This is a genomic window from Pseudomonas sp. FG1, from assembly GCF_034313875.1.
Lineage (GTDB): Bacteria > Pseudomonadota > Gammaproteobacteria > Pseudomonadales > Pseudomonadaceae > Aquipseudomonas > Aquipseudomonas veronii.
In genome coordinates this window covers 1,413,908-1,434,665 of sequence record NZ_JAVIWP010000001.1, presented here as the reverse complement: position 1 = coordinate 1,434,665, position 20,758 = coordinate 1,413,908, and the positions used below count along the sequence as shown (strand labels likewise).

The 20,758-nt window shown below is 63.3% G+C and carries 16 protein-coding genes; 2 read left to right on the top strand and 14 right to left on the bottom strand.

Annotation, left to right across the window (positions count from 1 at the left end; translation table 11 throughout):
• Window positions 1–56 precede the first annotated feature (56 nt).
• The 13 genes from RGV59_RS06750 to RGV59_RS06690 form a co-directional block, all read right to left on the bottom strand.
• A complete protein-coding gene (locus RGV59_RS06750; RefSeq protein WP_046489612.1) occupies window positions 57–1,499 on the bottom strand; it encodes an efflux transporter outer membrane subunit in 1,443 nt (480 codons plus the stop codon).
• Window positions 1,496–2,386 carry an efflux RND transporter periplasmic adaptor subunit gene (locus RGV59_RS06745; RefSeq protein WP_046489608.1) on the bottom strand — a complete coding sequence of 297 codons (891 nt, stop codon included), beginning with the start codon at window positions 2,384–2,386 and terminating at the stop codon, window positions 1,496–1,498. The genes RGV59_RS06750 and RGV59_RS06745 overlap by 4 nt, the downstream gene beginning before the upstream one ends.
• Window positions 2,383–2,592, bottom strand: a complete 210-nt coding sequence (locus tag RGV59_RS06740; protein ID WP_017845525.1) for a DUF1656 domain-containing protein — start codon at window positions 2,590–2,592, stop codon at window positions 2,383–2,385. The genes RGV59_RS06745 and RGV59_RS06740 overlap by 4 nt, the downstream gene beginning before the upstream one ends.
• Window positions 2,589–4,667 carry an FUSC family protein gene (locus tag RGV59_RS06735; protein ID WP_126585962.1) on the bottom strand — a complete coding sequence of 693 codons (2,079 nt, stop codon included), beginning with the start codon at window positions 4,665–4,667 and terminating at the stop codon, window positions 2,589–2,591. The genes RGV59_RS06740 and RGV59_RS06735 overlap by 4 nt, the downstream gene beginning before the upstream one ends.
• On the bottom strand, window positions 4,664–5,095 hold the full coding sequence (locus RGV59_RS06730; RefSeq protein WP_102618709.1) for a MarR family winged helix-turn-helix transcriptional regulator: 432 nt from the start codon (window positions 5,093–5,095) through the stop codon (window positions 4,664–4,666). The genes RGV59_RS06735 and RGV59_RS06730 overlap by 4 nt, the downstream gene beginning before the upstream one ends.
• A gap of 1,153 nt (window positions 5,096–6,248) precedes the next feature.
• Complete coding sequence (locus RGV59_RS06725) at window positions 6,249–6,665, bottom strand: hypothetical protein (protein ID WP_126585963.1); 417 nt, start codon at window positions 6,663–6,665, stop codon at window positions 6,249–6,251.
• Complete coding sequence (locus RGV59_RS06720) at window positions 6,662–6,862, bottom strand: hypothetical protein (RefSeq protein ID WP_126585964.1); 201 nt, start codon at window positions 6,860–6,862, stop codon at window positions 6,662–6,664. The genes RGV59_RS06725 and RGV59_RS06720 overlap by 4 nt, the downstream gene beginning before the upstream one ends.
• Before the next feature lie 218 nt (window positions 6,863–7,080).
• Window positions 7,081–7,317: a DUF2789 domain-containing protein gene (locus RGV59_RS06715; RefSeq protein ID WP_046483761.1), complete on the bottom strand. Its 237-nt coding sequence runs from the start codon at window positions 7,315–7,317 to the stop codon at window positions 7,081–7,083.
• Window positions 7,318–7,382: 65 nt separating this feature from the next.
• Window positions 7,383–7,970 (bottom strand): adenylyl-sulfate kinase, encoded by a 588-nt coding sequence (gene cysC, locus RGV59_RS06710; protein ID WP_046483759.1) that lies wholly within the window; start codon window positions 7,968–7,970, stop codon window positions 7,383–7,385.
• Window positions 7,954–9,468 carry a TolC family protein gene (locus tag RGV59_RS06705; protein ID WP_026139841.1) on the bottom strand — a complete coding sequence of 505 codons (1,515 nt, stop codon included), beginning with the start codon at window positions 9,466–9,468 and terminating at the stop codon, window positions 7,954–7,956. The genes cysC and RGV59_RS06705 overlap by 17 nt, the downstream gene beginning before the upstream one ends.
• A gap of 40 nt (window positions 9,469–9,508) precedes the next feature.
• Entirely contained in the window at window positions 9,509–16,483 is a 6,975-nt protein-coding gene (locus RGV59_RS06700; RefSeq protein ID WP_260473883.1) for an Ig-like domain-containing protein, read from the bottom strand.
• Between the two features lie 51 nt (window positions 16,484–16,534).
• Entirely contained in the window at window positions 16,535–17,368 is an 834-nt protein-coding gene (locus RGV59_RS06695; protein WP_017845533.1) for a sulfotransferase family protein, read from the bottom strand.
• A gap of 118 nt (window positions 17,369–17,486) precedes the next feature.
• Window positions 17,487–19,100: a glycosyltransferase family 39 protein gene (locus RGV59_RS06690; RefSeq protein WP_126585965.1), complete on the bottom strand. Its 1,614-nt coding sequence runs from the start codon at window positions 19,098–19,100 to the stop codon at window positions 17,487–17,489.
• Between the two features lie 202 nt (window positions 19,101–19,302).
• Between RGV59_RS06690 and RGV59_RS06685 the strand changes: the two genes are divergently transcribed.
• Window positions 19,303–19,890 (top strand): phage tail protein, encoded by a 588-nt coding sequence (locus RGV59_RS06685; protein WP_017845535.1) that lies wholly within the window; start codon window positions 19,303–19,305, stop codon window positions 19,888–19,890.
• Between the two features lie 55 nt (window positions 19,891–19,945).
• A complete protein-coding gene (locus RGV59_RS06680; RefSeq protein WP_046385119.1) occupies window positions 19,946–20,254 on the top strand; it encodes a hypothetical protein in 309 nt (102 codons plus the stop codon).
• On the opposite strand, the gene RGV59_RS06675 is transcribed toward RGV59_RS06680, so the two are convergent.
• Window positions 20,230–20,745 carry a GNAT family N-acetyltransferase gene (locus tag RGV59_RS06675; RefSeq protein ID WP_046385120.1) on the bottom strand — a complete coding sequence of 172 codons (516 nt, stop codon included), beginning with the start codon at window positions 20,743–20,745 and terminating at the stop codon, window positions 20,230–20,232. The genes RGV59_RS06680 and RGV59_RS06675 overlap by 25 nt on opposite strands.
• Window positions 20,746–20,758 lie beyond the last annotated feature (13 nt).

Below are 20,758 nucleotides of genomic sequence, written 5' to 3'. Positions count from 1 at the left end.
GGCCCTCTGCCGGTCAAAAAGCATGGCGGCCCGCTTGTCAAAGCATAGCTAGCTGCTCAGGGTTTGCCGGGCTGTGAGGCTTGCGTTCGTCCGCTTTCCCAGCCGCCGCCCAGGGCCAGGAACAGATCGATCTGGCTCATGGCAACCTGGGTGTTGGCCGCCGCCAGTTGCGCGCGCACATCGGTGTAGGTGCGCGTGGCTTGCAGGTCGGCGAGGAACGATGCGCGGCCGGCCTGGAAGAAGCGGTGGGTCTGGTCTGCGGCTTCCTTGGCCGATGCGTCGGCTTCGGCCAGCGCATCGCGGCGCTGTAACTGCGCGGTGTACTGCGCCAGGCCGGTCTGGGTTTCGCGGATGGCGTTGAGCACCACCCCGTCGAAGTGCGCGAGGGCGCCCTGGGTCGCCGCTTCGGCTTCGTGGATGCGCGCGCGGGCGCCGTTGGTCGGCACGGTCCAACTGATCATCGGGCCAAAGCCCCAGCGGTTGGTGGCCGGTGTGCCGAGATTTTCGAGCAACCCGACCGTGCTGATCGAGGCGCCGATACTGATGTCCGGGTACAGCGCGCCCGTGGCCACGCCGATGCGCGCCGTGGCCGCGGCCAGTTGGCGTTCCGCCTGGCGCACATCGGGGCGACGCTTGAGCAGCGTCGCGCCATCGCCCACCGGCAGCAGTTGGGCGATGTGCGGGAGTTCGGCGCACGTACCGGTGCCCGCCGGCAGTTGCGCCACCGGCTTGGCCAGCAGCATCGACAGGCGGAACAGCCCGGCCTGGCGCGCAGCTTCGTAGCGCGGCATGTCGGCGCGCAAGGATTTGTACTGGGTCTGCGAGCGGGTGACCTGGGTTTCATCGCCGCGCCCGGCGTCGCGCAGGCGCTGGGTCAACGTCGTGCTCTGGGCTTGCAGGTCGAGGGATTCGTTGGCGATCGCCAGCTCTTCGTTGGCCGCGCAGATTTGCGTGTACGAACGCACCACATCGGCGACCAGGGTGATCCGTGCAATATCAGCCGCGGCCTGGGTTGCGTCGGCGCTGGCCTGGGCGCTTTCGATGCCGCGCTGCAAGGTGCCGAACAGATCGAATTGATACGAGGTGGTGATCCCCACGCTGCCGATATTGCCCACCGGGACTTTTTCCGAGAGTAAAAACGCTTCGCCGGACTCTTGCAGGCGCTGGGCTTCGGCCTTGGCGCCGGCACTCCAGCCGCCGACGGATTCAGCCTCCTGCACCTGATAGCGCGCCCGCTGCAAGTTGGCGGCGGCGACGCGCAGGTCGGTGTTGGAAGCCATGGCCTGGCGCACCAGTTCATCCAGGCGCGGGTCGTTGTACAGCTTCCACCAGTCCGCCGGCACCGGCGCCGAGACCACGTTGGCGCCCTCGCCCGCCAGTTGCCCTTGCAGGTCGCCACGGTTCATGGCGGCCTTGTCCGGCAGTCGATAATCCGGGCCGACCACCTGGCAGGCTGACAACAGCACACCCAGCGCCGCGGTTGCCAAAATCTGCTTCATGGCTGGGCTCCGTCCTTGGGCTTGTCGCCGATGATCGACACCGTCGCGGTGCGCCCGGCGATCATGCGAAAGTCCGCCGGCACCTCGTCAAACGCGATACGCACCGGAATCCGCTGGGCCAGGCGCACCCAGCTGAACGCCGGGTTGACGTTGGGCAGCAGGTTGGCGCCGCTGCTGCGGTCACGGTCCTCGATACCGGCGACGATGCTCTGCACATGACCGTGCAGGCGGGCGCCGTCGCCAATCACACGGATATCGACGCCCATGCCGACGTGGATGCCGTCGAGCTTGGTCTCTTCGAAGTAGCCGTCGATATGGAAGGAGTTGCTGTCCACCACCGACAGCACCGGGCGCCCGGCGGTGACGAACTCCTGCGTGCGCGGCGCACGGTCGTTGACGTAGCCGTCCACCGGGCTGCGGATCACCGAACGGTCGAGGTTGAGTTGCGCCGAGTCCACCGTCACTTGCGCTTCGGCCAGGGCCGACTGGGCACGGGCGACGCGGGACTGGCTTTCTTCCAGTTGCTCGCTCGGCACCAGGTTGCCCAGGCCACGGTTACGCTTGTACTCGCGCTGGGCCTGGGCCAGGGTTTCCTGGCGGTCGGCCACGGCGGCCTGGGCCTGGCGCAGGGCCAGCTTGAAGCGGTCCTGGTCGACGGCGAACAGCACCTGGCCTTTGCTCACCAGTTGGTTGTCGTGCACGTCGACGCGCTGGATCAGCCCGGACACGTCCGGGGCGATCTGCACGATATCGGCACGGATGTGGCCGTCACGGGTCCAGGGCGCAAACATGTAGTACATGACCATGCGCCATACGACGACGACCGCGAAGCTCACGATCAACAACGTCAGGACGACACGGCCGATGGTCAAAAAAGGTTTTTTCATGTCATCAGGTATCGACTGAGTGAGTCCACCGCGCCCAGCAACAGCGCGTAGAGCCCCACGTTGAACAATGCCCGGTGCCAGACCAGGCGATAAAAGTGCAGACGGGTCAACAACCCATGCACCAGCAGAAACAACAGGTACGCAATGCCCATCAGCACCAGCAGCGTGGGCAGGAACACCCCGCTGACATCCAGATCACCGATCATAAAGGCGCTCCATCAGGCAGCGGCGCCTCGGTCTCGGTGCCGCCAATCAATTCCACGCCGGGCAACAGCGCCAGGCGCAGACCCACCAGGGCATGCAACAGATGCAGGCGGGTGTCGTCTTCGTCTTGCAGGCCTTGGCCGTTGAGGGCGCGGCGCGTGCGGTCGAGGGTCATCAGCAGGCCGCTCGGCGAGGGCAAGCGTCGGCCCGCCTTGAGGCAGGCCTTGTAGTAAGCGCCGACGCCTTCCACCACTTGGCCGAGCAACACCCGCGGTACGCCGTAGATCCGTGGCGAGTAGGCCAGCAGGTCGAGCAGGTTCAGCGCCACGCGCAAATCGCGCAGGGCGACGCCGGTGTCATGGCCGATGATGGCCAGGCGCGGCAGGTGCTGCATCAAGCGATCGAGCATTTGCGCGGCCAGGTACCGTTGTTCGGCCAGGTTCGCCGGTTCGGTCAGGCCGACGATGTCGTGCCAGGTGAACCGGGTCAGGCGCTTGGCGGCCAACTCGGCACCGAAGGGCCGCGCGATCAGCGTCCACACAAAGGCAAACAGCAGGCCCACGGGCCCGGCCAGGTTGACGTTGGCGAAGTTGAGGAAGTCGGCGTCATAGGCGCCCTGGATGCTGATGAACGACGAGGTGTTCACCAACGTCAGCAGCATGCCCAGGTAGAAACGCGGTTGGACCGTGAGTGTGCCGATGCAGATAAATGGCACCGCGAACGCCAGCACCAGCATGGGGAAATCGTGCAGGTTGGGCAGCACCAGGAACAGATACAGGCTGGCGAACAGCACCGACATGGCGGTCCAGAAAAAGAACCGGTAGATCTGCGGCGCCGGGTCGTCCATCGACGCAAAGAAGCTACAGGCGACGGCTGCCAGGATCACGGCGCTGCCGCCGTCGGTCCAGCCCAGCAGAATCCACAGCACCGAGGCGACGATGATCGCGGTGACGGTGGAAAACGCCGAGTAGAACATCAGGCCACGGTCGAGAAAAGGCGTCAGGCGGCCCAGGCGCCAGTGGCGGTAAACGGCGCGCCAGGTGTCCTGGCTCTCGCATTGGATCGCGGCCTGCAGGCTGCGGCAGTCTTGCCACAGGTCGATCCACTCACCCAGGCGATACAGCGCGTTGGAGAACAGCAGCGTGTGGCGGTCGTCCAGCGCTTCGCCTTCCGGTTGCAGCGCGTCGAGTTGGTCACGCAGGGTGCGCCAGCGTTCCAACGGGGCCGACTCGGTGGTGCTTTGCAGCCACTGATCCGTGGCCTCCAACAGCGGCGCGAGCGTTTCGAGAAACTCCGGCGCACGGTGTTCGATGGCGTATAGCGCATCGTCGAGCGCATCCACCACCGGCAGCAGGTGGATCATCCGCCCGCGCAGTTCCTTGGTGTTGCGTACCGTCTGCGGCCGGGCGCCTTCGTGGGGCAACTGGCCGATCATCAATTCCAGCGTGTTGAAGGTGGCGACCATGCCGCCGCGCAAGGCGCTGACTTCGTCGCGCGCCACGTTGCGGCTCATAAAGCGCTGGCTGTAGACCTGGGCGTCGCTGAACCACTTGGCCACCGAGCCATCGAACACCGGCATCAGGCGCCGCGGCCAGAACATTGCGCCGACCACCGCCGCCACCGCGATGCCAAGAAAGATTTCCTCGGTGCGCGCTTCAGCCACGTCCCACACCGTCAGCGGGTTATCCACCACCGGCAAGGCGATCAGCGGCAAGGTGTAGCCGGCCAGCATCAAGGCGTAGTTGTTCGCGGTGCGCAAGTGCATGGAGAGAAACAGCAGGGTGCCCGTCCACAATGCAATCACCACCACCAGCAGGTAGGGCGATTGCACAAACATCGGCACGAACACCACCGCCGCCGCCGCGCCCATGAAGGTGCCGATCGCACGGTACAGCGCCTTGGAACTGGTCGGCCCGACAAACGGGCTGGAGACGATGTACACCGTGGCCATCGCCCAGTACGGACGCGGCATTTGCATGAGCATGGCGATGTACAACGCGATCATCGACGCCGCGAACGTGCGTACCCCGTAGAACCAGTCCCTGGCCGGCGGCATGCCGGTAAAAAATCCTCTCAAGATGCTGCAACCACAGGGTATTGATGCGCGACTTCAAAGGCGCGCAACACGCGCAGCGCAACCTCCATGTCCGCAGGCGCAATATCGGCCAGCACGTCGCGGCGCAGGCGCACCAGTTGCGCCTCCACCGCCTGTACCAGCTCACGGCCCCGCGCGGTGAGGCTCAAGGCCTTGGCGCGGCGGTCGTGGGTGTCTTCGCTGCGGCACACATAGCCGCCGCTGCACAGTTGGTCGAGCAGGCGCACCAGCGACGGGCTTTCCATCCCCGAAGCCTGGGCCACTTTGACTTGATGCACCCCGTCGCCCAGGCGGCCGATCATCAGCAACGGCACGGCGCAGGCTTCGGAAATACCGTAGCTCAGCAGCGTGTTCTGGCAGATTTTGCGCCAATTACGGGCGCCCACCACCATGCTGCTGCTGAGGTTCATCTGGAGTTGTTCGAGGGTCTTGGGCACTGGATCGTTCACATACAGTTAGTTTGCTAACTATCAATATGGTGGATGGCGCTAGATGCGTCAAGTTTTGAAACAAATTTAGCGGATGCGTGGCGTGGGTAAGTAAAGCGGCTTTCAGCACGAAGGTTGGATCTTCAACGATAGCCGCAACGCCGCATGACCCATGTGGGAGGGGGCTTGCCCCCGATAGCGGAGGTTCAGGCAATACATGGTTGACTGATCTGCCGCTATCGGGGGCAAGCCCCTCCCACATTTGGATCGGTGTCGGCTTCAGGATTGCTGTGCGGCCTGCCATTCGGGCGGCGCGTGGGTAAGTAAAGCAACTTTCAGTGTGAGGGTTGGATCTTCAACGATAGCCGCAACGCCGCATGAACCCTGTGGGAGGGGGCTTGCCCCCGATAGCGGAGGTTCAGGCAATACATGGTTGACTGATCTGCCGCTATCGGGGTAAGCCCCCTCCCACATTTGGATCGGCGTCGGCTTCAGGATTGCTGTGCGGCCTGCCATTCGGGCGTGGCGTGGGTAAGTAAAGCGACTTTCAGTGTGAGGGTTGGATCTTCAACGATAGCCGCAACGCCGCATGACCCATGTGGGAGGGGGCTTGCCCCCTCCCACATTTGGATCGGCGTCGGCTTCAGGATTGCTGTGCGGCCTGCCATTCAGGCGTGGCGTGGGTAAGTAAAGCGACTTTCAGTGTGAGGGTTGGATCTTCAACAATAGCCGCAACGCCGCATGACCCATGTGGGAGGGGGCTTGCCCCCGATAGCGGAGTGAAGGCAATACACGATTGACTGATCTGCCGCTATCGGGGGCAAGCCCCCTCCCACATTTGGATCGGTGTCGCCTCAGGATAGCTGTGCGGCCTGCCATTCAGGCGTGGCGTGGCGTGGGTAAGTAAAGCGACTTTCAGTGTGAGGGTTGGATCTTCAACGATAGCCGCAACGCCGCATGACCCATGTGAGAGGGGGCTTGCCCCCGATAGCGGAGGTTCAGGCAATACATGGTTGACTGATCTGCCGCTATCGGGGGCAAGCCCCTCCCACATTTGGATCGGTGTCGGCTTCAGGATTGCTGTGCAACCGGCTTATTGACCGCTCAGTCTCCTAGGTGGCTCTGCCGGAAAATATCAGCACCTTTTGCTCCACCGCCAGACGCTCCAGACTTTCACTGCCTCGGATACAACAACTAACGCAGCCATTAACACCAAGTTGTAGTTAGGAACAAGCTGAGCACCCACTAGCAACAGCGAAACAGAAGGCACAATAAAAGCCAATCGCAAGGGTGTTTGAAGGTAAGTAATCCACCTCACCTGTTCACGTCCAAGAAAGAACAGCAGGCACGAGATCACGATGGAAACTTGCAGCAGCATGGCAAAGCCGAACATGTATAACTGCACAACGCTATGATCACGCAGCACCCATAACGCACTTTCAAAATCGCTTAAAAAAGGAATCCTTGCCTGTATTGCGCTGGCCACTGCATAGCGAATCAGATAAAGGGCATCCATGGCTCCCCAAAACCAAAAAACATGCTTACGCTTCATTTTCCTGCGTCCTTTGATCTTTTTTCCCCAGAACAACAAACAGGGGAAATATTGCATTCACCAAGAAGTTCACTCAGTCCCTGCAACGCATAAGGCGCACGGAAAAACTCCCTTACTTTGCTGTCGACAAAATAGGGACTATCGATTTTTGTGAGGTCATATTGTTCAATTTCAGTGCGGGGGATCAGTCGTTTCATGTTGTGTCCAGAAGAAGGAGTCAGCCCCGTTGATAAGGGTTCCTCACTCTGCCCACCATCATTCCCAACCTCGTGTATCACCCGCCCCAGCGCGCAGGTCGATTGCCATGGTGCGAAGCTTTCCAGAAAAAATTAACTGGGCCGCTTACAGCCCAGTTTTTTTACCGCACACCAATTTTTTTACATTACGGCATTTCATCAAAGATTTTTTACACCTCTCAATCACGCCGCAACATCAGGTTCAACTCATCCACCACTTCAGCCCAATCCGCATCCTCCAGAATTTCCTCACGCAAAAACGCTTTCTGGCTATCCGTCCAGAAAAACGCATCGGCCAGTTCCAGGTCCGCCTTGAGCGGTGAGTGCGCGGTGACGAATTGCTCGATGCCGGCGGGGTCGTCGGCCAGGCCGAGTTGTTTGAACAGGGAGGGCAAGCTGTGTTCAGGCGATTGCATGATGAGCTCCGGATAGATGGGTTTATCCGAGTCTAGCCCTCACCCACGGCAGGCGCGAGCTTGCGCTACAGGGTTTGCAACCATACCTGCAGTTGTGCGACGCATTGCTGCACGGATAGCTGGCCGGTCTCCAGGACCAGGGCGGCTTGCGGCGGTGGTTCGTAGGGTGAGCCGATGCCGGTGAACCCCGGCAGTTCGCCGCGTCGGGCGCGGGCGTAGTGGCCTTTGGGGTCGCGGCGTTCGCAGATGTCCAGTGCGGCGTTGCACCACACTTCCCGATAATCCGCGCCCAGGCGTTCGGCGAGTACCGCGCGTAATTCGACCAACGGCGCGATCAGCGCCAGGATCACGATTTGCCCGTTGTCCACCAGCAACGCCGCCAGTTCGGCGGCGCGGCGGATGTTTTCCAGGCGGTCGCCGTCGGCAAACCCCAGGTCTTTGTTCAAGCCGCCGCGCAAGGCATCGCCGTCGAGCACGATGCTGTGTCGGCCTTGTTCGAACAACGCCGCCTGCAGCCCTTGGGCCAGGGTCGACTTACCCGACGCCGGCAGGCCGGTCAGCAGGATCGCCACGCCGCGATGACCGTTGCGAGCCTCACGCTGGGCACGCGTGATGCTCGCGGTCGGTGCCACCAGGTTACTTGACGGCGGCACGGGGCACCGGGGCGGCGATGTTGCCGGCGGCCCATGCCGATTCGCGGCCGGCCAGCGCGGTGGCGATGGACTGCACGCGGTCGGAATCGACCTGCTCCGGCAACGGGTCGAGCCCGGCGCTGGCGAAGATCTGGCCGTAGGCGTTGCGCAGGTCGGCGTAGGCCAGGTCGCGGCGCAGGTCGGCTTGCAGGGTATTGAGTTCGCCCTGGATCAGGTCCAGTTCGCCCAGGCCTGCGGCTTGGTGACGGTTGCGCAGTTGGGTGAGGATCTGCCCGTCGATGTCGGCCAGCTGTTCGTTGGTCTTGAACTGGCGCACGGCGTCCTGGAAGTTCGCGTTGGCGACGTAGAGTTGCGCCAGCACCGCGATGGACATGGCCTGGCGCCGTGCGGTGGCGACTTCTTCGCCGGCCTTGGCGACGTCGATGGCGGCCGGGGCGGAAAGCACGTTGAACAGGTTCCAGGTGACCTTGGCGCCGTAGTCGGCCCAGCGGTTGTCCACCAGGAACGAGTTGCTGTCGTAATGCCCGCCGGCTGAGAATTCCAGGCCCGGCAGCAGGCGCAGCATGGCCTTGCGGGTTTCGGCGGCGCTGATGCGGGTCTGGTAGTCCTGCTCGCGCAGTTCAGGGCGGTTGGCCAGGGCTTCCTGTTCCAGGCTGGCGAAGTTGACCTTGAGCTGCGGCACGGCGTAGTCGTCCGGCGTGGCCAGCTTGAGGTCGGTGCCCATGGGCAGGTTGATCAGGGTCGACAGTTCAGTCTTGGCGAGGGAGAGCGCGCGGCGCTGTTCCTGCAATTGGCGCGTGGCTTCGATCAGCGAGCGCTGGTAGCCCAGGGCCTGGATCGGGTCGCCGATACGCTGCTCGCTCATGCTTTGGCTGTTGCTCTGGGCCTGGTCGACCCGCGCCATCAGGCTGTCGATCTGGGTCAGCAGGCGTTCGGCCGCGACCGCCCGCCAATAGGCCGAGCGCACGTCCTGGACGATGGTGTTGATCACCTTGCGGCGCCGCTCCTGGACGATCAGGCGTTGGTCGCCTTGCTGTTTGGCACTGATGTAGCTGACGCCAAAGTCGAGGACGTTCCACACCATGGTCAGGTCGGCCACGCGACGGTCGCGGTCCTGGGATGTCGACGGTTCCAGGGACTGGGTGCCGGTGAGAACACTCTGGCTGCTGGAGGCGTTGGTGTTGTTGCGCCCGGCGTAACCGGCGGACAACGCCATGCGCGGCAGCATGTCGAAACTGGCGAGGTCGAGTTGGCGCTTGGCCAGCGCCTCCTCCATGATCTTCAAGCGCCCTTCGAGGTTGTATTTAACCGCCCGGGCCATGGCCTGGTGCAGTGTCAACGGGCCGTTCAATGGCTCCTGATCCTTGTACATACCGTGCAGGTCGCTGCGGGCTCGCTGCTCACTGACACTGCGCTCAATCGGCTCGCTGGTGACCGCACAACCGCCGATCGCCAGCGCCAGCACGCTGGCGCCGAACAACTTATGAACTGTATTCATCCTTGGACTGCCCCTGTTACTGCGCCTTGATTTAAGTGTGTCAGGCCTGCATTTCGCTGATGCCGACCTGTTGCAATGCCTTCGCCAGGTCAATCACCTGACGCTGTTCCACGTCTTTGATCTGCTGCAATTGCTGGCCCAGGGTCGGGGCGCCGAACACGCCCCGCAGGCCTTGGGCCGCGTCACCGCCGCCCTGGATTGCTCGGCTGTCGAACGCCTTGAGGCCACTGTCCCCGCCGCCACTCTCACGATTGAACAACCCCGACAAGGTGCTTGAACCAAACACCCCACCATCGCCGCCGCCAAAACCGAGGAAGCCCTGCGCGCCGCCGTTCGCGCCACTGTCGCTGTTGAACACCTGGGCAATGAAGCTGGGCGCCAAGGCACCGTTGCGAATGAAGATGCTACCGATAGGCGGCAAGCCCGCGCCCATCTCGCGCTGTTCGAACAACGCCGGGAAGCCAATGGGTGAACCCAGGTCGCCCGCGGGCCGGCCAAACACGATCGGTTGCAGCGGCACATCCGGCGCGCCGGGTGGCGGTGCCGGCTCGGTGACGCGGAACAGCGGGTCGCCGGTCAGGGCAATGGTGTTGATCGCGTAGTTGTTGGAATTGGCATAACCGCTGCCGGCGTTGCCCGTCATGTCATTCACCAGGCCGGTGTCGAGGGTGATGAAGTTGCTCGGGTCGTTGAGGTTGGCCGTCGGTGTGAGGGTCGCGGTCCAGGTTTTGCCGCCGTCGTTGCTGGCCAGGTTGGACAAGGTGCCATTGGCCACGCTGAGGTCATCCAGCGCGAAGCCGCTGACTTTTTCACTGAAGGTAAACGTGACGGTGGTGGTCTGGCCGACGGTCAGGTTCGGGTTGGCAATGGTGATGGTCGCCGTCGGGCGTTCGCCATCGATCACGAAGTTGTTCGAGATCGCAATGCCGCTGCCGGCGTTACCGGCAGCATCGTTGACCTGGCCGGCGTCCAGCACGATCACGTTGGTCGCATCGGTAATCGCCGCCGTCGGGGTCAGGGTGGCGGTCCAGGTTTTGCCGCCATCGTTGCTGGCCAGGTTGGACAGCACGCCGTTGGCCACGCTCAGGTCAGACAGATCGAAACCGCTGACGGCCTCGCTGAAGCCGATGGTGACGGTGGTGGTCTGGCCGATGCCCAGGGTGCCGTTGGCCACCGAAATGGTCGCGGTCGGGCGCTGGGTGTCGATCGCATAGTTGTTCGAATCGGTGCTGCCGCTGCCCGCGTTGCCGGCGGCGGTCTGTACGCCGCTGTTGTCCAGGCTGATCAGGTTGCTGGTGTCGGTCACATCGGCCGTCGGCGTCAGGGTCGCGGTCCAGGTCACGCCGCCGTCGCTGGAGCCCAGGTTGCTCAGCACGCCGTTGGCCACGCTCAGGTCGGCCAGGGTGAAACCGCTGACAGCCTCGGAGAAGGTGATGGTCACCGGGGCGGTCTCGCCGGCCTTGAGGGCGGTGTCGCCGACTACGATGGTCGCCGTCGGCAGCACGGTGTCGATGCTGTAGTTGGCCGAGTCGGTCGTTCCCGTACCGGCGTTGCCGGCCAGGTCGGCAATGCCGGTATTGGCCAGGGTGATCACGTTGCTGGCGGCGCGGATACCCGCCGCCGGTGTGAAGAGAGCCGTCCAGGTGATGCCGCCGTCGCTGCTGCTGACCGCGCTCAGGGTGCCATGGGCGACGTTCAGGTCACTGTTGTCAAAACCGCTGACGGCTTCCGAGAACGTGACCGTGACCAAGGAGGTTTCGCCGGCACTCAACACAGGGTCGGCCATCACGATGGTCGCCGTTGGCCGCTGGCTGTCGATGGCGTAGTTGTTGGAGTCGGTGGTGCCGCTGCCGCTGTTGCCCGCCAGGTCGGCAATGCCGGTGTTGTCCAGGGTGATCACGTTGCTGGTGTCGGTGACGCCGGACGTCGGGGTGAACGTCGCGGTCCAGGTCACGCCGCCGTCCGCGCTGCTCACGGCGCTCAAGGTGCCGTTGTTGACCGTCAGATCGGCGTTGCTGAACCCGGTCACCGCCTCCGAGAAGGTGATCACCACCGCTGAGCTGCCACCCACGCCGAGGGCCGGATTCGCGACCACGATGGTGGCCGTTGGGCGCACGGTGTCGACGGCGTAGTTGTTCGAATCGGTGGTGCCGCTGCCGCTGTTGCCGGAGCCGTTTTGCACACCGCTGTTGTCCAGGGTGATCACGTTGCTGGTGTCGCTGATCGCACTGCTCGGCGTGAAAGTCGCCGTCCAGGTCACGCCGCCGTCGTTGCTGCTGACGGAGGTCAGCGTGCCGTTGGCGATTGTCAGGTCGGCGTTGGTAAAACCGCTGACCGCTTCGGAGAAGGTAATGGTGACCAGCGAGGTGTCGCCGATGTTCAGGGCATTGTCAGCGACGACGATGGTTGCGCTCGGCTGCACCGTGTCGATGGTGAAGTTACCCGAGTTGGTGACACCGCTGCCGGCGTTGCCGGCCAGGTCGGTGTAGCCGGCGTTGTTCAGGCTGATCAGGTTGGTGGTGTCGCGGACGTTGCCGGTCGGTGTGAAAGTCGCCGTCCAGGTCACGCCGCCATCCGCGCTGCTGACTGTCGAGAGGGTGCCGTTGGGGACGCTCAGGTCGCTGTTGTCAAAACCGCTGACGGCTTCCGAGAACGTGACCGTGACCAGGGAAGTTTCGCCGGCACTCAACACAGGGTCGGCCATCACGATGGTCGCCGTTGGCCGCTGGCTGTCGATCATATAGGCGTTGGACGACGTGGTGCCAGACCCGACGTTACCGACGCCATCGGTCACACCGGTGTTATCCAGGACAATGTGATTGTTGTTCTGGGTGACGCCTGCCACAGGCGTCAACGTCGCGGTATAGGTGATGTTGTCGCTGGTGCTCAGGCTGCTCAGGGTGCCGTTGTCGGTGGTCAGATCGGCCAGGCTGAACCCGGTCACTGCTTCGCTGAAAGTGATGGTCACCAGCGACGAGCCGCCGATCCCCAGGTGGTCGTTGTTCACCACCACCGTGGCGGTCGGACGTTGGGTGTCGATGGCGTAGTTATTGGAATTGCTGGTACCGACGCCGACATTACCCGACACCGCCGCCTGGACGCCGCTGTTGTCCAGGGTGATCTGGTTGGTGGCGTCGCTGATCGCGCTGCTCGGGGTGAACGTCGCGCCCCAGGTAATGCCGCCGTCGCTGCTGCTGACCGCGCTCAAGGTGCCATTGGTGATCGTCAGGTCGGCATTGCTGAAACCAGTCACGGCCTCGTTGAACGTAATCATCACTTGGGAGGAGTCACCGATTTTCAGCGTCGGGTTGGCCACCACGATGGTCGCCGAAGGCAACACCGTATCGACGGTGTAATTCGCCGAGTTGGTGGTGCCCGCGCCTGCGTTGCCGGCCAGGTCGGCAATGCCGGTGTTGGCCAGGGCGATCACGTTGCTCGCGCTGTTGGTGTTCGTCCCTGGGGTGAAGGTCGCGGTCCAGGTGATGCCGCCGTCGGCGCTGCTCAGGCTGCTCAGGCTGCCGTGGCTTGCCGTCAGGTCGGCGAGGGTGAAGCCGGTCACGGCTTCGCTGAAGGTGATCGTCACCAGCGACGTTTCGCCAGCGGTCAGCGCCGGGTCGGCGACCACGATGGTCGCGGTGGGGCGCACGGTGTCGATGACGTAGTTGTTGGAGTCGGTGGTGCCGGTGCCGGTGTTGCCGCTGGTGTCGCTATAGCCGGTATTGTCCAGGGTGATGACGTTGGTGGTGTCGGTGAGGTTTGCACTCGGCGTGAAGGTCGCGGTCCAGGTGATGCCACCGTCGTTGCTGCTCACCGCACTCAGGGTGCCATTGGACACCGTCAGGTCGACATTGGAGAAACCGACCACGGCTTCCGAGAAGGTAATGGTCACCAGCGAGGTCTGGCCAATGCCCAGGGAGTTGCTCGCAACCACCAGGGTCGCGGTTGGACGCACACCGTCGATGGCCACGTTGTTCGACGTGGTAGTGCCACTGCCGGCGTTGCCCGCCACGTCTTGGACCCCGGAGTTGTCCAGGGTGATGTGGTTGCTCGCGCTGACGATACTCGCCATCGGGGTAAAGGTGGCGGTCCAGGTGGTACCACCGTCGTTGCTGCTGACTGCGCTCAGGGTGCCATTGGACACTATCAGGTCGGCGTTGGTGAACCCGGTCACGGCTTCGCTGAAGGTGATGGTCACCAGCGAGGTCTGGCCGATGCCCAGGTTGGTGTTGGCGAACACGACAGTCGCGTTCGGCCGCGCGGTATCGACCGCATAGGTGTTGGAATTGGTGGTGCCACTGCCGGCGTTGCCCGCGCCATCACTGACCGCGGTGTTGTTCAGGGTGATGACATCGCCGGTATGGGTAACCCCGGGGCTCGCAGTCAGGGTTGCGGTCCACGTGAGACCACCGTCGTTGCTGCCCAAGTTGCTCAGGATGCCGTCGGCGACCGTGAAGGCGCCGGCGGTGAGCCCGGTGACCGCCTCGCTGAAGGTGATAGTCACCAGGGACGTGTTACCGCTGATACTCAGTGCGGTATCGGACACCACAATGGTCGAGGTCGGCAGCACCGTGTCGATCGCATAGGTGTTGGACGTGGTCGTGCCGGTACCGGCGTTGGTCGCGGTATCGGTATAGAGGGTGTTGTCCAGGGTAACGACATTGCCGCTGCTGCTGTTGCTGGCGCTTGGCGTCAGGGTCGCGGTCCAGTGGATATTGTCACTGGTGGTCAGGTTGCTCAGGGTGCCGTTGGACGCCGACATGTCAGTAAGGCTGAAACCGCTCACCGCTTCGCTGAAGGTAATGTTCACCGTCGAGTTGACCGTGGTGCTCAACGTCGGCGCAACGACCGTAACGGTCGCGGTTGGGCGCACGGTATCGATGCTGAAGGTGTTGGACGAAGTGGTGCCGGTCCCCGGTGTCCCCGTCGACGTGGCGGTGACGCCGGTATTGTCGAGGACAATCTGGTTGGTGGCGCTGGTCACGCTCGCGCTCGGCGTAAAGGTCGCGGTGTAGGTGATGTTGTCGCTGGTAGTCAGGGTGCCCAGGGTACCGTTGCTGATCGTCAGATCGGCGCTGGTAAAGCCGGTCACGGCCTGGTTGAAGGTAATGGTCACCTGCGAAGTGCTGCCGATGTGCTGCGCGGTGTTGCTGACCACGATGGTCGCGACCGGGGCCGGACTGTAAGCGGTGTTCGCCGTTCCGCCGATATCGTTGAACAGACCGTTGACTGCTGTGGGTTTGCTGCCCGCCGAGGCGTTGGTGGCCAAGCCACCGTTACCACTGGCACCGGTATTGGCCGAACCGCCCAGCGCCGCGAAGTTGGCCGCCGTGATCAATACCGTGCCTTTGTTCCAGATGGCACCGACACCCAGGCCACCGTCACCGCCATTCAGAGTAGTGCCGCTGCCGGCCGCCGAACCGCCACCGCCGCCGCCGCCGGCACCGATGTTACCGGTAATCGAGCTGGTGCCGACGATGGTCAGGGTGGCGCCGCTGGCGTTGTAGATACCGCCAGCCGCTCCGCCGCCCTTGCCACCGGCACCGTTCCAGCCGGAACCACCCCCACCGCCGCCGATCGACAAGCCGCCAGAGGTCGCTGTGCCGCCAGCGGAACCGTTGGTATAACCGTAGATGCCGGTCGAGCCGGCACCACCGCTGCTCGAGCCGCCGTTGCCGCCCATGGTGCTGTAGCCCCCACCCTTCCCACCCTGGTTGGGGGTGCCCGCAGTTCCGGCGTAGACACCGCTCCCGTTGCCGGTATTGCCACCACGCCCGCCGTTGCCTCCGCCCACCGCGCCGCCGCCGCCACCGGCACCGCCGAAATTGCCATTGGTCACACCACCGCCACCACCGCCACCCGAGGCTGCGTTCTCTGTCACGCTGACGTTATTGAGGGTCAGGTTACCGAAGTTACTGATCCCCGCCCCGAGCAAATTGGCCGCGCTAATACCGCTACCGCCATTGCTGCCGTCGCCAGCCGCCAGGCCCTTGGTAATGACCAGGCCGTCCAGGGTCGCGGTGACACCGCTGTTAACCTTGAGCACCTGAGTCTTGTACTGCCCGCTGATGGTCACATCGGCAACACCATCGTTGTTCAGGTCGCCATCGATGGTCAGGTTTTTAGCGATGACCAACTGCGTGTCCAGATTGACCGTCATGCCCGGGGTGCTGAAGGTGACGGTCTCGCCGACACCCACATCGGTCAGGGCCTGGCGCAGTGTGCCGGCACCGCTGTCTGCAGCGCTGGTCACCGTGATGTTTGCCAGGCCGTATTGGTATGCCGACATCGCCTGGTACGACAACGCCGTATGACTTTCGATGGAGCCGGTGGCGACTTCCAGGGTCCAGTCGCCGCCCAGGCCGGTGCGGTTGGTGGACGCGGCAACATCGCGCCCGGTCAGTTGCGCCAGCGAGTCGACAAAGTTGATGCCCTTGTCGCTGGCGGCGGTGTTGCAAGCGTAGATCAGGATATCGCCGCCCACGTTCATGTCCTGGCCGATCTGCGCCAGCACTTCGCTGCGGGCCGCGACGTTGTCGGCGGACAAATAGGTACTGCCCAGCCACAGATCACCGGCATTGCCGTGGGCGATGATCTGCACCGAGCTGACGCCCTGATGGCTGCCCAGGTAATCGGCGATCTGCTGCAGGCCGTCCTTGCTCGCGTCCAGTTGCACCACTTGGGTGCCGGGGGCAACGCCGTTGAGCAGCTCGGCGGAATCCTTCACGCGGGCATCGACAAACACCACGCTCTGCCCCGGCACGGCAACCGGTGCGGGGGTGGCGGGCGCGTCGGACTGCGCGTGGCTTTCGCTGCCGGTGGCGGCGTGTTCGGTGGTCGTCGGCGCCTTGGCCGCAGCATCTGCGGTGGCGTGGCTGTCGGCCTGGGCCGCATCGGCCACGGTGGCGGCCACTGCGCCGTCGAACAGCATGCGCGGTTCCAGGGACATAATCATCGGCGTCGCCAGGGTGCTGGCATTGGTTGTTGCTGGCCGTGCCTTAAGGTTGTTCCACCACATGCTGCTCACCCGTCGGTCGAATGCTGATTCCCGCAATGAAAAAAACCGCAATCAACTGATCGCGGCATCGGCTTTGGTACGGATCACATTGGCGGCGCTGGAAGTGCCATCACGCCAAAAAGACATATGCGCGAACTGCTCGAAGAGATCGGGCGGCAGGATGGTCCGCCGGGGCTGCAGTTCCACCTTCGGCTTGACCCGATGCAAACCGCTCACGCCGAGGGCGTCGTCGAAGTCCGGCGCGTCGTAGCTCAGGTGCTCGAAATCGTGCTCGAACCAGGGCTCGCCGATAAATTCGTAGACCAGCCGCATGACCCGCTCGGGGGCCTGGGAGAGCAAATCGTAGTCGACCACCAGCATCGAGTCGGCGTGTTCACCGTAGTACGCCTCTTTGAGCGCCGACCAGGCGTACCCCACCAGGCGATTGCGCTGGCCAAGGGTTTCGACACGGCTGTAGACGGTGTTGCGCTCGACGTCGTCGTTGAACAGCTTGGTGTTTTCGAAGGGGTTGGCGCGGTACACACGCTCGAGGCTGTCCATGATCCACGCCACGTTACGCACGCAGGCGATCACCTTGGCCTGGGGGAACAGGTCGTGCAGCGCCGGCATACGGGCGCACCATTGGCGATTGGTGTCGAACACCACCGGCACAGGGGCGCGGTCGGCGTAATAGGCATCGAACAACCCGCGCAGCAAGCGGCGCCGGGTATTGGCATCGATGACCGAACCGAACTCGCTGCCAGCACTGCATTGCCCCAGCACGCCGTTGAACAGAGTGCCCACGGGGCTGCTCATGCCAGCGTGGAAGCGCGGGTTCTGCAAGAGGATCGCAGACAGCAGCGTCGAACCGGAGCGGGGCAAACCGGAGATAAAGTGATACTGCATCCCTTCACCACTTTTGTAGGACAAAAATCCATTTGTATCCGAATCGTAACTGATGATTAAAGAGATCACTAGTGGTCAAATGCCACTGTTTTGATATTCCTTTCATTCCAAATGGATATTAGCGGCAGGCCTCTGGCTGCGAAGGCTCTGGGCCGAGGCATAGCACGAATAATCGCGCCCTGGCACCGCCCCCGTCCTGCTGCATTTTTTCACGCCATCCGTCCGGTAGCGGCGCAAAATCGTCCGGTGCTTCGTTGCTGCTGATCAGCCAGACACGCTGGGTATCGGCCGGTAATGCCGACAAACGGTCGAGGTAAATACGCCCGCCGTCCTGATCCACCAGCGTGCCGAAGCCATAGGCGTTCGGCCGCGTCGGCGTGCCATCCGGTTTGGGCGGGGTGTAAAGCTGCAATTGGGCGTCGGTCCGGTCGTAATACACGTAGCTGAGGTACCACAGCATGTCGCTGAGGACGATGCGGTCACCTTCCTGGTAGTTGCGATTGACGAACTCCACCGGCACGTTGAACTGATCATCCACATCCACGGTGGCATTGTTCTTCACCCCCAGCAGTTCCACACCGACGCACAGCACGAACAATGCCGCGCCCAGCCATGAAAGACGTCCGGGCAGGCGGTCGATGGCCAGCGCCAGGATGATCGGCAAAGCCAGGGCATAGACGGTGAGGTAACGCTCGATAAACACCGACGAGATAAACGACACCCCGTACACCAGCAGCAACGGCAGCAAGAAAAACAGCGCCAACAGACCGGCCGGCCGGTAGCGCGCCTGATCGCGCCAGGCGCAGACGCCGACCACGGCCACCAGCAGCAGCGGGAATGACCAGAACAGCACAGGCGATAAGCCAAGACCTTCGTCCTGCAACATGAACTGCCAGATCATCGACGGCACGGAGAACTGGTTGATCGGCTCTTCCCAGCCGATGTCGCCGCCGACCTTGAGCTGCTCGACATGCTGCACCAGGCCCACCAGGTTCGGCAGCCAAGGCAGGTACACCAGCACGATCGCGACGTTAGCCACCCACCAGGCCGGACGCGTGATCAAGCGCCGACCGGGGGGCTGGGACGCACTCAACAGGCCCAGCCAGGCCCAATGCACCAACACACACAACGCGGTGAAGTAATGGGTATAGAAACCGGCGGCCATCAGCAGCCCATACCCCAGCAGGTAGCGCGTGCGCTCGGGTTGGCGCACCCAATACACCAACGCCAGCGTCGCGCCCAGCAGCCACACGCCGAGCAGCGAGTACATACGCACTTCCTGGCTGTAGCGCACCGCGCTGGGAAACAGCGCCAGCAGCACACCCGCCAGCACGGCGGCACGAAGGGTGGACAACTGCCGCGCAAGGCAGATGCCCAGGCCCACCACGACCACACCGGGAATCGCACTCATGCTGCGAATCGACCAGATGCCGTCGCCGAACAGCTCGATCCAGCCGCGCAGCAAGAAGAAATACAACGGCGGATGCACATCGTGGGCGGCGTGAAACCACAGGTCGGTCGCCGCATATTGGCTGAGCAACAGGCTCGAGCCTTCGTCGCCCCAGATCGCCGCGGCCGTCAGGCCATAAAAACGCACCGCCAGCGCCAGCGCCAGAATCGGCACCCACCATAACTGGCGCAACCAATCGCCACCTTCACGGGCCTTTGCGAGGCGATTGACAGCAGAAATTACCCCAACGTTGTCGTCTTGCTCTACCACAGACCGTCGCACCCCGATTCCCCCGCCACTGCCCATTTCCAGGGCCAAACCTGCGCATGCGCAAACAAGCGCCACTCTAGGACAAAAGCCCCGGATTCGCCCGTTGTTTCGCAACCGGCAGGCAGCGCTCAAAACCTGCGTCTACGCTCTGCGATGAAGCCAGATCGACTGGCTTTATATCCCCTTGAACAGCTCACACAAGGATGAACGATTCATGGAAGTATTCATCGGCACTATCCAACCTTTCGCCTTTAATTTCGCCCCAAGAAACTGGGCCTTCTGCGCCGGCCAGCTCCTGCCCATCAGCCAATACCAGGCGCTGTACGCGCTGATCGGCACGACATATGGCGGGGACGGCACGCAAACCTTCAAGCTGCCTGACCTGCAAGGTCGCCTGCCCATCGGCCAAGGCAATGGCCCGGGCCTGTCGCAGCGGTTAATCGGCGACGTCGACGGCGTCGAAAGCGTGATGGCCACCCAGGCCAACCTACCCACGCACACCCATAGCACGGCGGCGCTGGCAGTCAGCGCGGCGGTGCAACTGGCCGACACCGCCAGCAACCCGCTTACAGCGCCGACCGCCGCCAATGCGTTTATCGGCGCCTCCGGGGGCGGGCCGGGCAGTGCCTCGATCTTTTCCGACCAGCAGGGCGCCAGCCCGGTACCGCTCAAAGGCGTCAGCACGAGCTTGACCGGCACGCTGGCCTTGGCCGGCCAAGGGTTGCCCATGGACACGATGAACCCGTTCCTGGTGATCAACTTCAGCATTGCCCTGAACGGGGTCTTCCCGTCACGCGACTGACCCGCACCCGGGCCGAGGCACTTGGGCCTCGGCCTCTCTGACACGGAGCTGATGTATGTTGAACCTGGTCACCCCCGAGCACTTTCGCCCTCTGCTTGCGCGCACGAGTGTGTTGTACCTGCCGGATGGGTCGGCGCTGCCGATCCAGATCCAACAGGTGACTGATGCGCCCAAAGCCAGCGTACCGGGCAGCCCGCGCACGGCCTTCAGCGTGTTGCTCGACAGCCTGGAGCCGACGGATTTCGTCGACGGCCTCTGCCGTTTGCCGCTGGCGCAGACCTGCCTGGAGCAGGTGTTTGTGTCCCGCGAACCCGCCATGGGCCGCGACAACGCACGCGGTTATTTCTGCATCGTGTTCAACTGAGACGGGTACCACACCAGCCGCTGCGCGGCGGGCGTCTCTTCCTCCAACCGAAACCCCAGCGCCAGGTAATGCTGGCGCGCATGGGGGTTGCTCGCCCACACCACCGTGGCCACCGGGCAACACACCTGCTGCGCGGCCCGTTGCACGCCGTGCAGTACCGCGCGGCCAAAACCCTGGCCTCGGGCAGCGGGGATAAACGCCAGGTACAGCACACGGATTTCATTCGGGCCGAAATCGGCACTCAGGGCGCCAATGGGCGTGTCGAGTTTTTCGATCACATAATGCAAGGCCCCGGGAAAATGCTCGCCCATGCCGTTTTCCTGCACTTGAAACTGTTGCGCGATCACCGCCTCGACCAGCCCCTGCTCACCGTCGATCCACTGCAAATCGGCACGCGCCGAGCGGTAGAGGCTTTGCAGAAATGGCCCGTCGGTGGGCCGTGACGGGCGCACCACCAGGCCCTGCGCCAAAGCGCCGTCCTTGTTCAACATGCCTTTGCACTCC